The organism is Streptomyces sp. NPDC001714, from assembly GCF_042892755.1.
Classification (GTDB): domain Bacteria; phylum Actinomycetota; class Actinomycetes; order Streptomycetales; family Streptomycetaceae; genus Streptomyces.
The window spans coordinates 581,479-593,848 of record NZ_JBIAUL010000003.1 but is presented as its reverse complement, the minus strand read 5'-3'; the positions used below and the strand labels follow the sequence as shown (position 1 = coordinate 593,848).

Sequence of the window (12,370 nt, the reverse complement as noted above, 5' to 3'; positions counted from 1 at the left end):
GGGTTGGTTTCTACGAGGCTTACGGGCGACGGATCGCGTCGGCCGCGGCCGTGGCTGCCGGACCGGCCGCCAGCTCGGTCTCCAGGAGCTGCTTGCCGAGCAGCTCGGGGTCCGGGAGCTCCATCGGGTACTCGCCGTCGAAGCAGGCGCGGCACAGGTTCGGCTTGGCGATGGTGGTCGCCTCGATCATGCCGTCGATGGAGATGTACGCCAGGGAGTCGGCGCCGAGCGAGGTGCCGATCTCCTCGATGGTCATGCCGTTGGCGATGAGCTCGGCGCGGGTGGCGAAGTCGATGCCGAAGAAGCAGGGCCACTTGACCGGCGGCGAGGAGATCCGGATGTGGACCTCGGCCGCACCCGCCTCCCGCAGCATCCGCACCAGGGCCCGCTGGGTGTTGCCGCGGACGATCGAGTCGTCGACGACGACCAGGCGCTTGCCCTTGATGACTTCCTTCAGCGGGTTCAGCTTCAGGCGGATGCCCAGCTGCCGGATGGTCTGCGAGGGCTGGATGAAGGTCCGGCCGACGTAGGCGTTCTTGACCAGACCGTTGCCGAAGGGGATGCCGGAGGCCTCCGCGTAGCCGATGGCGGCGGGGGTGCCGGACTCCGGGGTCGCTATCACCATGTCGGCGTCGACCGGGGCTTCCTTGGCGAGCATCCGGCCCATCTCCACGCGGGAGAGGTAGACGTTCCGCCCGGCGATGTCGGTGTCGGGGCGGGCCAGGTACACGTACTCGAAGACACAGCCCTTGGGCTTCGCGTCAGCGAATCGCGAGGTGCGCAGGCCGTTCTCGTCGATGGCGACGAACTCGCCCGGCTCGATCTCGCGGACGTAGCTGGCGCCGCAGATGTCGAGCGCGGCGGACTCCGAGGCGACCACCCAGCCGCGCTCGAGACGGCCGAGGACCAGCGGGCGGATGCCCTGCGGGTCGCGGGCGGCGTAGAGGGTGTGCTCGTCCATGAAGACGAGGGAGAAGGCGCCCCGGACCTTCGGCAGGACCGCGTGCGCGGCCTCCTCGATGGTCAGCGGCTTGCCGTCCTCGTCGGTCTGGGCGGCGAGGAGGGCGGTGAGCAGGTCGGTGTCGTTGGTGGCCGCGACCCGGGTGGACCGGCCGTTGTGGTCCTTGGGGAGTTCGGCGACCATCTCGGCGAGCTGCGCCGTGTTGACGAGGTTGCCGTTGTGGCCGAGCGCGATCGAACCGTGCGCGGTGGCGCGGAACGTCGGCTGGGCGTTCTCCCACACGGAGGCACCGGTGGTCGAGTAGCGGGCGTGACCGACCGCGATGTGACCCTGGAGCGAACCGAGCGAGGTCTCGTCGAAGACCTGGGAGACGAGGCCCATGTCCTTGAAGACGAGGATCTGGGAGCCGTTGCTGACCGCGATACCCGCGGACTCCTGGCCCCGATGCTGGAGGGCGTACAGCCCGAAGTACGTGAGCTTGGCGACCTCTTCACCGGGAGCCCAGACACCGAAGACGCCGCAAGCGTCCTGGGGGCCCTTCTCGCCGGGGAGCAGATCGTGATTGAGGAGACCGTCACCACGTGGCACGGCACCGAGTGTAGGCGAGATCGACCACTGGTCCGAATTGGGGATACACAGCCGTAATGGATCTACGACCACGGACGCGGTTGTGGCTTTCTCCATTTCCGCAGGTCAGCACGGTAGGAGCTTTCTCCAGGCGGCGCCGGTTCGGGCGGACAAGTGCCCGCGCAACCCCCTCACACCGTATCTCTGAGTGAGGTGTCGCACATCATTCGGGGGTCGCGCGGGCGCCGGATGTCATGCCTTGGACAGCTGGACGCGGTCGCCGCCGCTCGCGGTGAGGGTGAGTTCCCGACCCTCACCCGTCATGGTCAGCGGTCCGGAGGTGAGCGTGCGGGAGAGGGCGCGCTCGAAGGTCATCCGCGCGTTGTCGCAGGCCATCCGCGTGGTGCGGACGTGGCTCAGCCGGAACTGGTCGCCGGTGATCTGTGCCGTTCCGCTGAACCCGTTGCACCCGAAGCCGCCGGCCGCCCGGCCGTCCTCGATCTTCATGTGGGCGTGCGCCGGAGCGCGGAGGGTGGCGCCGTCGACGGTCACGCTGTCGACGGTCCAGTCGATCCCCGTCACGGCCGGTCCGGTCCCCACGGTTCCGCCTCTCTCACTGCCACAGGCCACCGCGAGCAGAACCAGCAGGGCGGCCACCGCCGTCGTCAGGGTCATACGGCGCATGCGCTGTTTCAACCCGTACATACCGTTTCGACGGAACGCACCGGGTGATCGGTTCCCTCACCCCATGACGGGCAGGTAAGCCCCGAGGTCCGCCCGTTCCCCACTGGCGCTGACCCTGGCGTCCGCCACGGCCTCCTTCCACCCCAGCCGTCCGGTGGCCAGCCGGATCCACGTCAGCGGGTCCGTCTCGACGACGTTCGGCGGGGTGCCCCGGGTGTGCCGGGGTCCCTCGACGCACTGCACCACGGCGTACGGCGGCACCCGCACCTCGGTCGAGCCGCCCGGCGCCCTGACCGCGAGGGCGTCGGCGAGCAGCCGGGTGCAGGCGGCGAGGGCCTGCCGGTCGTAGGGGATGTCGAGTCCCGGGACCGCCGCGCCGAGGTCGTCGGTGTGGACGACCAGCTCGACGGCCCGGGTGACGAGGTAGTCGTCGAGGGAGAGCGCGCCGGCGCTGGTGGCGAGCAGCCGGGTGCCGGGGTGCGCGTCGAGCAGGGCGCGGAGGCTGCCGTCGGCGTCGGCGAGGTAGGCGTCGAGGTCGGGGTGGTCGGCGGCCAGGCGCCGGGTGAAGTCGGCGATGGCGGCGGAGTTGCCCGAGGTCCCGGACGGCCAGTCGAGCAGCACCGCGTCGGCCTTCGCCGGCTCGGGCTGGTCCAGCGCCCGGTGCACGGCGGTGACCGCCATGCCGATGTGGGCGACGAGGTCCCGCACGGTCCACCCCGCCAGCCGGGTGGGGAGCGCGAGCTGATCGGGGGTGAGGGTGCGGACGGCGTCCCGCACGTTCGCGAACTGGGCGAGGACCGCCGCACGGGTCCTGGCCGGGTCGTAACTGCGGGCGCGCTTCTTGGCCTGGGGCATGGCGGTGAGCCTATTCATGGGCGTTCATGGGCGCAGCTTCACGGCGAGCGAGTAGAAACGGGTGATCTGGGCTTCGCTGTCGTTGTCGTCGGAGACCAGGTAGAGCGGATGCCAGCCCTTGTACGTGCCTGATTTCCAGGGGTCGCCGAGGGCCATGCCCTCCACGTTGTCGAGGAGCGGGTGCTGCGGGTTCGAGCCCGGGACGGCGACCGCGCCGGGGCCGCCGGCGGGGCAGGTGGCCATGTCGACGACCAGTTCGTCGGCGGCGAAGATCTTGGCGGGCTGGTGCCACAGGGAGTGCAGCCTGGTGACGTCCTGGGCGTCGGCGAGGGAGAGCTGGACGATCCGGATCTCCGAGCCGAGACCGGCGGTGTACTGGCGTTCCAGCGCGAGGAGGTTGCCGTTGCCGTCGATGGCGGTGAGCTCGGACAGGTACATGCCGTCGTCGGCGAGGAACGCGTACTGCCCGTCCGGCGTGTAGTCGCCGCCGGGTGTTCCCGTGTAGCGCTGGATGCGGATGATGCTCCGGCCGCGGGTGTCGCCGTCGTCGGCCAGGGGCCCCTCCCAGCCGGCGTAGAGGTGGCGGCCGTCCGGGGAGACGGCGAGGGACTCGATGCTTCGGCCGGTCTGCGCGGAACCCTCGGGCGCGTAGCGCAGCTTCTTCGGGATGAGGAAGTCCTTGCCGACCTGCCGGCCGGTGGCGATGTCGAAGCGGCGGATGGCCGGGCCGGTCTCGGAGGCGACCAGCATGGTCTTGCCGCCCTTCTCGATGACCATGCCCTCGCCGTCGTACCAGTCGCCGTCGATCGGGAACTTCGTGCCGTTCGCGCGGCGCAGCGGCACGGCCGTGCCGGCGCTGAGACCGAGTCTGAACGGGGACCCGAGGGTGACGGGCCAGACCCGGCCCGGGGCGTTGTCGGCGAGCGCGAGCGCCTTGACGTCCTTGCCCTGCGAGACGAGGGCCAGGGCGGACAGGCCGTAGATGTCCTCGTAGTCGACGCTTTTCTTGTTCAGCGCGTCGGAGTGGTCGAGCAGCACGGCGCGGGGCGCCGCCGCGTCGTCCGGCGAGGGGGCCGCGCAGGGGCCGGCGGCGGCGGCCGGGTGGGTGTCGTGCCACCAGTGGACGAGGGGCGGGATGCCGAGGCCGAGGGCGAGGCCGAGGGCGCCCGCGGTCACGGAGAGAACGGGGGTGCGGATGCGCTGCCAGCGCGTGGGAGGGGGCAGGGGGACCTGCAGGGGCAACTGGGGCCCTTGGGCGACGTTGCGGACGAAGTCGAGGCCGCCGACGCCGTTGTGGTCCTCGTCCTGCGGCTCCTGCGGGACCTCGGGCTTGAGCGCGTGGATACGTCTCTTGGCCTCCAGGAAGAGGTCGCGCAGTCCGAGCATCTCCGGGCCGTCCGGCAGTCCCTGGCGCATGACGTCGACGAGGGCACCGGTGAACAGGGTGCAGCGTTTGGGGTCGGGGGCGTGGGAGGGCCGGTCGCGCGGGGCGGAGGTCATGACGTACGCCCCCTCGACGTCCCGCAGCGTCGACACGGCCACCTGGACGTCCTGGCCGTGGCCGTCCGTCATCTCCGTCAGCACATGGCCGCTGAAGCAGCAGTCGAGGATCAGGACCCGGCGCAGTGCGGAGCCCGTGTCGCGGATGGCGCGGCGGACGTCGCCGGAGCGGACACAGGTGTCCGGCTGGTCCTCGACCGAATCGGGCAGGGTGAGCAGCAGCTGCCGTTCGTGGCGGTCGATGAGCCCGTGACCGGCGTAGTAGACGATCAGCGTGTCCTCGGCGAGCGCGGCGGCCTCGCGGATCGGGCCGACCAGCTCGGCCGGGGAGGTCGGGTTGGCGACCGTACGGATCCGCTTCCGCTCGTCGTCGGGGATGCCCCAGATGTCCGGGTCGGTGAGCGCGGCGCGCAGCTCTCCGAGGTTGAGCTTGACGCTACGCAGCGGGTCCAGGTGGGTGTAGTCGTCCACGCCGATCAGGACGCAGGCGGAGCGCTCCGGGTCGATCCGGCCGAAACTCTCGACGGACGTGGTGTCCGTCACTGCGGCTCTCCGTCCGCGCCGTCGCCCTCCGCGAACCTGCGCATCAGCTCCGCGACCTGGTCGGGATCCCCGGTGATCTCGACGCTGACCCGGCTGCGCGGCCGGTGGCTCCGCCGCCAGGCCAGATAGGACAGGTGGAGCTGGCCCACGCTGCTCGCGGTGGACAGCACCGCGAGAACGGCGTCCAGGCCGGGGCCCATCCGTCCGGCGCCCGCACCGGCTTCCGCGACCCGGGTCACCCGGACCTGGCCGCGCAGAGCGCGGTCGGCCGCCAACCAGTCGTACAGGGACAGTAGTTCTTCCTCGCGCGCGGATCCCGCCGCTGCGAACCTGATCTCCATCCGGCTGCTCCCCCAGCTCGCTCACGGATGTGCCCACCCCTCCAACTACCCCATGGGCATCGGTAGTTGGCAAGTCACTTTTCCGGAGGTTAGCGGTGCCGCGGCCGCGCCCGAAGAGATGGCCCTACTCCTTCACCGCATATCCCCGCAGGCCCTTCTCGACCAGGCCGAAGGCGGCGCGGGCGCGTTCCGGCGCGTCGGCGGCGACGGCGTCGACGTCCTCGCCCTCGGCGAGCCGGCGGTGGTGCTCCTCGATGAGCGCGTTGCGGGCGTTGCTCAGCATGGCGGCGGCGATGGTGGCGAGCATCAGGTCGCCGGTCTCCTCGGCCAGCTGGGCCGCCATCTCCCGGGTGCCCTTCTGCATGGCGAGGAAGGCGCGCTCCATGAGGACCGGTGTCTCCACGACGAGCCGGCGGATCTGGTGGGAGAGCGGATCCCCGCGCAGGCCGATGGCGGGGTCGCGGGCCTCGACCATCTCCAGGAACTGCCGTCGTACGGCGTCCACCGCGGACTCCCCGGCCCGCCGTTCGCGCACCGCCCGGGCCGCGTCCCCGAAGTGCTCCTCGACCGGCATGAAGACCAGGTCTTCCTTCGTGCCGAAGTAGTTGAAGACGGTCATCTTGGAGACCTCGGCCGCGTCGGCGATCTCCTGCACGGAGACGGCGTCGAAGCCGCGCTCGGCGAAGAGGGCGATCGCGGCGTGCAGAATCCGGCTCGCCGTCTGCTGCTTCTTGCGCTCGCGCAGCCCCATCTCCTCACCCATGCCAGCACCGTACCAAGGCGAAATTTAGGCCCGGATGAAATTTAATCCGAGATGAAAGATTGACCGAGTACACAATCATCGGGCATGGTGCTGCCATGACCGAGACCCAGCGCAAACTAGGCATGCTCGTCTGCCTTGTGACGGTCGTTCTGGCCGTGCTCGACGCCCAGATCGTGTCCGCCGCGACCGTCCCGATCGTCCGGGACCTCGACCCCGAGCACGGCATCGGCAAGATCCCGTGGCTGGTCAGCGCGTACGCGCTCGCGACGGCCGCCGTGCTTCCCCTCTACGGCAAGCTGTGCGACGTACTCGGCGCCAAGCGGGTCCTGCTCGGAGCCGTCGCCACCTTCCTGACCGGCTCGGCGCTGTGCGGTGCGGCCCGGTCGATCGGGGAGCTGATCGCGGCCCGGGCGGTGCAGGGCCTGGGCGCGGGCGGGCTGATGAGCGTGACCATGGTGGTGCTTGCCCAGCTCAAGAGGCCCGGGGAGGAGAACGGCGGGAAGAACGCCGGCCTGGGCGGTGTGGTGGCCGGCGGCGGGATGGCCCTGGGCCCCTGGATCGGCGGTCTCCTCGCCGACCACGCCGACTGGCGCTGGGTCTTCTACGTCAACCTGCCCCTCGGCCTGACCGTCCTGGCGGTGGGCGCGGTGGTCCTCAAGCTCCCCCGGCGCCCGGTGAACCACGCGATCGACTACCCGGGCGCCGCTCTGGCCGCCGCCTTCTCCACCGCGCTCCTCCTGCTCACCGACTGGGGCGGCAAGAAGTACGCATGGTCCTCACCGGAGATCGCCGGCCTGCTGGTGACCGGCGTGGCGGCCCTTCTCCTCTTCCTGCACCGCCAGCGCACCGCCCCCGAGCCGATCCTCCCGCTCTCCATGTTCCGGATCCCCCAACTCCGCTGGGGCTTCGCCGTCCAGGGCCTGATGGGCGCGGCGATGATGGGCGCGATCTACTACGTCCTGCTGTACGTCCAGATAGTCCGGGGCGTGCACAGCTCCGCCGCCGGTCTGTACCTGCTCCCCCTCGCCGCCGGTCTGACCGCCGTCGGCATCACCGCCGGCAAGCTGGCCGAACACGGCTGGTCCGAGCGGACGTTCGTGATCTGCGGCGCGGCGGTCTCCTGCGTGGCCTTCCTTCTCCTGGCCACCACCGGCTCGGACACCTCCCTGTGGCTGCTGCGCGGCGAACTCCTCCTCATCGGGATCGGCTTCGGCCAACTCCTCGGCCAGTTGATCCAGTTGGTGCAGGACGCGGCCCCGGGCCACCAGCTGGGCGTCGCCACCACCGCGATCCGCTTCTTCCAGACGCTCGGCCAGGCCCTGGGCGCGTCCCTCTTCGGCACGATCGTCGTCCGCCTCTACGACGGCCCGGGCGGCACCCCGGACGCGGTACCGCACCTCACGGGCACGGCCAGGACAGCCGGCATCGAGGCGTACGTCTCCGCCACCGACACGGTGTTCCTGTGCGCGGCCGGGGTGATGGCGCTGTGCGTCCTGCTGGCGGTACGGCTGCCGAAGGCGCGGGCGCGGGTTTCCGTACCTGCCTGAGGAACGCTCACGGAACGAGGTCGCGGGCCGGGCTGATCACCCAGTAGTTGCTGTGGATGACCCGGTCGGCGAAGTCGACGTCGACCTCGCCGAGAAGGCGGAAGCCGAGGGATCGGCAGATGCCGTTGGAGGGGCCGTTGGCCGTCGCCGGGAAGGCGTGGATGTCGCCCCAGCGGTCCTCGTCCCGGGCCTGCTCGAGGAGGGTGCGGGTGGCGAGCCCGCCGAGCCCGCGCCCCTGGAACTCGGGCAGGACCATCCACCCGATCTCCGAGACCGGCTTCCCGTCCCCGTCGTGCGCCCAGACGCACACGTTCCCCGCGACGATGTCGGGAGCACCGGGATCAGGGACGATCATCTTGATCCACGAGGTACCGGCCGCCGCTTCCGCGGCGTCCCGGCGCACCTTGTCCTTCATGCCGTCCCTGGGCAACGGCCCGCCGAGGTCCCTCATCATCACGGGGTCGCAGCGCATGCGGACATAGGCGTCCACGTCGTCCGGGGTGACATCACGCAAGTACATGCCAGAAGGATGCGGCGTCCGGCTCGAACCCGAAAGGGTTCCGGGAGGGCGACGGGCGGTGAACCGAGTGGACCGGCAAAGGCCCCGCCCGGATCATGAATCCGGGCGGGGCCTTTGCCGTCGTACGACCGGTTACGCCAGCAGCGCCTCGATCGTGCCCTCGTGCGCCTCGCGCAGCTCCTCCAGGCCGATGCTGAACTCGCCCTGGATCTCCACCGCGTCGCCGTCCACGACACCGATGCGGGTCGCCGGGAGGCCCCGCGCGCCGCACATGTCGTTGAAGCGGACCTCCTCCGAACGCGGCACCGCGACGACCGCGCGGCCGGCCGACTCGGAGAGGAGGAAGGTGAAGGCGTCGAGGCCGTCGGGTACGACCAGACGCGCGCCCTTGCCGCCGAGGAGCGCGGACTCCACGACCGCCTGGATCAGACCGCCGTCGGACAGGTCGTGCGCGGAGTCGATCATGCCGTCGCGGGAGGCGGAGATCAGGATCTCGGCCAGGAGGCGCTCGCGCTCCAGGTCGACCTTCGGCGGCAGGCCGCCCAGGTGGTCGTGGACGACCTGGGACCAGGCCGAGCCGCCGAATTCCTCACGCGTGTCGCCGAGGAGGTAGAGCAGCTGGCCCTCCTCCTGGAAGGCGACCGGGGTGCGGCGGGCCACGTCGTCGATCACGCCGAGGACGGCGACCACCGGGGTCGGGTGGATGGCCACCTCGCCCGTCTGGTTGTAGAGCGACACGTTGCCGCCGGTCACCGGGGTGCCGAGCTGCTGGCAGGCGTCGGCGAGACCGCGGATGGCCTCCGCGAACTGCCACATCACCGCCGGGTCCTCGGGCGAGCCGAAGTTCAGGCAGTCGGAGACGGCCAGCGGCTTGGCGCCCGTGGTCGCCACGTTCCGGTAGGCCTCCGAGAGCGCCAGCTGGGCGCCCGCGTAGGGGTCCAGCTTGGCGTACCGGCCGTTGCCGTCGGTCGCGATGGCGACACCGAGGCCCGTGGACTCGTCGATGCGGATCATGCCCGAGTCCTCGGGCTGGGCCAGCACCGTGTTGCCCTGCACGAAGTGGTCGTACTGCGAGGTGATCCACTTCTTGGAGGCCTGGTTCGGGGAGCCGACCAGCTTCAGGACCTGCTGCTTCAGCTCCTCCGCCGTCGCGGGCCGCGGCAGCCTGTTCGCGTCGTCCGCCTGGAGCTCGTCCTGCCAGGACGGGCGGGCGTACGGGCGCTCGTAGACCGGGCCGTCGTGCGCGACCGTGCGCGGGTCGACGTCGACGATCTTCTCGCCGTGCCAGAAGATCTCAAGGCGGTCGCCGTCGGTCACCTCGCCGATGACGGTGGCGATGACGTCCCACTTCTCGCAGATCTCCAGGAAGCGGGCGACCTTGGCCGGCTCGACCACCGCGCACATGCGTTCCTGCGACTCGCTCATGAGGATTTCCTCGGGCGAGAGGGTCGAGTCGCGCAGCGGGACGTCGTCGAGGGTGACGGTCATGCCGCCGGAGCCGTTCGAGGCCAGCTCGGAGGTGGCACAGGACAGGCCGGCCGCGCCGAGGTCCTGGATGCCGACGACCAGCTTCTCCCGGAACGCCTCCAGGGTGCACTCGATGAGGAGCTTCTCCTGGAAGGGGTCGCCGACCTGGACCGCGGGGCGCTTGGACGGCTTGGCGTCGTCGAAGGTCTCCGAGGCCAGGATCGACGCGCCGCCGATGCCGTCGCCGCCGGTCCGGGCGCCGTACAGGATGACCTGGTTGCCCGCGCCGGAGGCCTTGGCGAGGTGGATGTCCTCGTGCCGCATGACGCCGATGGCACCGGCGTTGACCAGCGGGTTGCCCTGGTAGCAGGCGTCGAAGACGACCTCGCCGCCGATGTTCGGGAGGCCGAGGCAGTTGCCGTAGCCGCCGATGCCGGCGACGACGCCCGGCAGGACGCGCTTGGTATCGGGGTGGTCGGCCGCGCCGAAGCGCAGCGGGTCGACCACGGCCACCGGGCGGGCGCCCATCGCGATGATGTCGCGGACGATGCCGCCGACGCCCGTGGCCGCGCCCTGGTAGGGCTCGACGTACGACGGGTGGTTGTGCGACTCGACCTTGAAGGTGACCGCGTAGCCCTGGCCGACGTCGACCACGCCCGCGTTCTCGCCGATGCCGACGAGCAGGGCGTCCGACTGGGGCGCCTTCTCGCCGAACTGGCGCAGGTGGACCTTGGAGGACTTGTACGAGCAGTGCTCGGACCACATGACCGAGTACATGGCGAGCTCGGCGCCGGTCGGGCGGCGGCCGAGGATCTCCACCACCCGCTCGTACTCGTCCTTCTTGAGACCGAGTTCGGCCCAGGGCAGCTCGACGTCGGGGGTCGCGGCCGCGTGCTCGACCGTGTCCAGAGGCGTCCGGCTCATGCGTTGACCAGCTTCTTGAGGATCGAGGTGAAGAAGGGGAGGCCGTCCGTGCGGCCCGTGCCGATCAGCGGCTCGACGGCGTGCTCGGGGTGCGGCATGAGGCCGACGACGTTCCCGGCCTCGTTGGTGATGCCGGCGATGTCGCGCAGCGAGCCGTTCGGGTTGAAGTCCAGGTAACGGAACACGACCCGGCCCTCGGCCTCCAGCTGGTCGAGCGTGTACTCGTCGGCGACGTACCGGCCGTCCATGTTCTTCAGGGGGATGAAGATCTCCTGGTCCGCACGGTAGTCGGCCGTCCACGCGGTGTCCGTGTTCTCCACCCGCAGCTTCTGGTCGCGGCAGATGAAGTGGAGATGGTTGTTGCCGAGCATCGCGCCGGGGAGCAGGTGCGCCTCGGTGAGGATCTGGAAGCCGTTGCAGATACCGAGGACCGGGAGGCCGGCCTTCGCCTGCTCGATGACGGTCTCCATCACCGGCGAGAAGCGGGAGATGGCGCCGGCCCGCAGATAGTCGCCGTAGGAGAAACCACCGGGAAGGACCACCGCGTCGACCTGGTGGAGGTCCTTGTCCTTGTGCCAGAGAGCGACCGGTTCCGCACCCGCGAGACGGATCGCGCGCTGGGTGTCACGGTCGTCGAGGCTTCCCGGGAAAGTGACGACGCCAATACGAGCGGTCACTTCGCCGCCTCCGCGACTTCGTCGACACGAACCGTGAAGTCCTCGATCACGGTGTTGGCGAGGAAGGATTCCGCAAGATCGTGGATGCGGGCGAGCGCGGCCTCGTCGACCGGGCCGTCAACTTCCAGTTCGAATCGCTTTCCCTGACGTACATCGGAGATGCCTTCGAAACCCAGGCGCGGCAGCGCACGCTGGACCGCCTGGCCCTGGGGGTCGAGGATCTCCGGCTTGAGCATGACGTCGACTACGACGCGTGCCACTGGCACTCCCGGTGTTGTGGTGCTGACTGCTGAGCAGATACCCGTGATACCCGTCGGTGGTCTCCGACCGGTGTCTTCAGACTACCCGCACAAAATTTCTACGCGGGTAGAGTTGTAGGAAACTACGTGAGCCGCATCACGATCGGGTGACAGCGGCGGATCCTCACGAAAAATTCTGGGAAAGTTCCCCGGGTTCGTCCGCGACATCTATTGCGCTGGGGACACGCGGACGGATTTAGTCGGGCTTCACTTTGTATTGCCAGGCACTGTACAAATGAATTGGCAATAGCCGATACTCGGCACGTCATCTTCCGCCGTCGCGGTCGTCGCCGATGCGCTGACGATGAGCTGTATAGACGTGCCACACGAAGGGACCGAATATTCGTGGCGCAGAAGGTCGTGGTCACTCTCTTTGACGACATCGACGGCTCGGAAGCGGCGGAAACGATCGCCTTCGGACTCGACGGCAAGTCGTACGAGATCGATCTGAATCCAGCCAACGCCAAGAAACTGCGCAAGGCCCTGGAGCCGTACGTGGTGGCCGGCCGCAAGCGGTCGAGGTCGGGCAAGGCGTACAAGCAGACGGAGGTCGCCCCCGACCCGGCGGCCGTCCGCGCCTGGGCGCAGGCGAACAAGATGGATGTCCCGGCCCGCGGCCGCATCCCGAAGAAGGTGTACGAGGCGTTCAGCGCCGCCCAGTGACAAGGGGCGGCCGGCTGCTCTCAGGAGGCGTCAGCCGCCCCTGAGAGCAGCCGACTTGC

The 12,370-nt window shown here is 69.9% G+C and carries 12 protein-coding genes; 2 read left to right on the top strand and 10 right to left on the bottom strand.

The window, feature by feature from the left end:
- Positions 1–19: 19 nt before the first annotated feature.
- From purF to ACFY0P_RS11435, 6 genes are all read right to left on the bottom strand, one after another.
- Positions 20–1,549 (bottom strand): amidophosphoribosyltransferase, encoded by a 1,530-nt coding sequence (gene purF / locus ACFY0P_RS11460; RefSeq protein ID WP_388909967.1) that lies wholly within the window; start codon positions 1,547–1,549, stop codon positions 20–22.
- Between the two features lie 231 nt (positions 1,550–1,780).
- Complete coding sequence (locus ACFY0P_RS11455) at positions 1,781–2,203, bottom strand: META domain-containing protein (protein ID WP_388909965.1); 423 nt, start codon at positions 2,201–2,203, stop codon at positions 1,781–1,783.
- Between the two features lie 66 nt (positions 2,204–2,269).
- Complete coding sequence (locus tag ACFY0P_RS11450; RefSeq protein WP_388909963.1) at positions 2,270–3,067, bottom strand: sterol carrier family protein; 798 nt, start codon at positions 3,065–3,067, stop codon at positions 2,270–2,272.
- A gap of 24 nt (positions 3,068–3,091) precedes the next feature.
- The gene (locus ACFY0P_RS11445) at positions 3,092–5,110 is read right to left on the bottom strand and encodes an esterase-like activity of phytase family protein (protein WP_388909961.1); all 2,019 of its coding nucleotides are present in this window, start codon (positions 5,108–5,110) and stop codon (positions 3,092–3,094) included.
- Complete coding sequence (locus ACFY0P_RS11440; RefSeq protein WP_388909959.1) at positions 5,107–5,451, bottom strand: hypothetical protein; 345 nt, start codon at positions 5,449–5,451, stop codon at positions 5,107–5,109. Before ACFY0P_RS11440 ends, ACFY0P_RS11445 begins: the two co-directional genes overlap by 4 nt.
- A gap of 124 nt (positions 5,452–5,575) precedes the next feature.
- Positions 5,576–6,214 carry a TetR/AcrR family transcriptional regulator gene (locus tag ACFY0P_RS11435; protein WP_388909957.1) on the bottom strand — a complete coding sequence of 213 codons (639 nt, stop codon included), beginning with the start codon at positions 6,212–6,214 and terminating at the stop codon, positions 5,576–5,578.
- Between the two features lie 95 nt (positions 6,215–6,309).
- On the opposite strand from ACFY0P_RS11435, the gene ACFY0P_RS11430 reads away from it, so the two are divergent.
- Positions 6,310–7,761 (top strand): MFS transporter, encoded by a 1,452-nt coding sequence (locus ACFY0P_RS11430; RefSeq protein ID WP_388909956.1) that lies wholly within the window; start codon positions 6,310–6,312, stop codon positions 7,759–7,761.
- Between the two features lie 7 nt (positions 7,762–7,768).
- Here ACFY0P_RS11430 and ACFY0P_RS11425 read toward each other — a convergent pair whose 3' ends face one another.
- The 4 genes from ACFY0P_RS11425 to purS form a co-directional block, all read right to left on the bottom strand.
- Entirely contained in the window at positions 7,769–8,281 is a 513-nt protein-coding gene (locus tag ACFY0P_RS11425; RefSeq protein WP_388909954.1) for a GNAT family N-acetyltransferase, read from the bottom strand.
- 132 nt (positions 8,282–8,413) lie between these two features.
- Positions 8,414–10,672 carry a phosphoribosylformylglycinamidine synthase subunit PurL gene (gene purL, locus ACFY0P_RS11420; protein WP_388909951.1) on the bottom strand — a complete coding sequence of 753 codons (2,259 nt, stop codon included), beginning with the start codon at positions 10,670–10,672 and terminating at the stop codon, positions 8,414–8,416.
- Positions 10,669–11,349 carry a phosphoribosylformylglycinamidine synthase subunit PurQ gene (gene purQ, locus ACFY0P_RS11415; RefSeq protein ID WP_388909948.1) on the bottom strand — a complete coding sequence of 227 codons (681 nt, stop codon included), beginning with the start codon at positions 11,347–11,349 and terminating at the stop codon, positions 10,669–10,671. The genes purL and purQ overlap by 4 nt, the downstream gene beginning before the upstream one ends.
- Positions 11,346–11,609, bottom strand: a complete 264-nt coding sequence (gene purS, locus ACFY0P_RS11410) for a phosphoribosylformylglycinamidine synthase subunit PurS (protein WP_093501106.1) — start codon at positions 11,607–11,609, stop codon at positions 11,346–11,348. The genes purQ and purS overlap by 4 nt, the downstream gene beginning before the upstream one ends.
- 384 nt (positions 11,610–11,993) lie before the next feature.
- Between purS and ACFY0P_RS11405 the strand changes: the two genes are divergently transcribed.
- Positions 11,994–12,311 carry an Lsr2 family protein gene (locus ACFY0P_RS11405; protein WP_388909944.1) on the top strand — a complete coding sequence of 106 codons (318 nt, stop codon included), beginning with the start codon at positions 11,994–11,996 and terminating at the stop codon, positions 12,309–12,311.
- Positions 12,312–12,370 lie beyond the last annotated feature (59 nt).

Excerpts from the sequence above, each read along its gene's own strand:
- ACFY0P_RS11455 (WP_388909965.1), bottom strand. The coding sequence starts at position 2,203 with ATGACCCTGACGACGGCGGTGGCCGCCCTGCTGGTTCTGCTCGCGGTG.
- ACFY0P_RS11450 (WP_388909963.1), bottom strand. The coding sequence starts at position 3,067 with ATGCCCCAGGCCAAGAAGCGCGCCCGCAGTTACGACCCGGCCAGGACC.
- ACFY0P_RS11440 (WP_388909959.1), bottom strand. The coding sequence starts at position 5,451 with ATGGAGATCAGGTTCGCAGCGGCGGGATCCGCGCGCGAGGAAGAACTA.
- ACFY0P_RS11435 (WP_388909957.1), bottom strand. The coding sequence starts at position 6,214 with ATGGGTGAGGAGATGGGGCTGCGCGAGCGCAAGAAGCAGCAGACGGCG.
- ACFY0P_RS11430 (WP_388909956.1), top strand. The coding sequence starts at position 6,310 with ATGACCGAGACCCAGCGCAAACTAGGCATGCTCGTCTGCCTTGTGACG.
- ACFY0P_RS11425 (WP_388909954.1), bottom strand. The coding sequence starts at position 8,281 with ATGTACTTGCGTGATGTCACCCCGGACGACGTGGACGCCTATGTCCGC.
- purL (WP_388909951.1), bottom strand. The coding sequence starts at position 10,672 with ATGAGCCGGACGCCTCTGGACACGGTCGAGCACGCGGCCGCGACCCCC.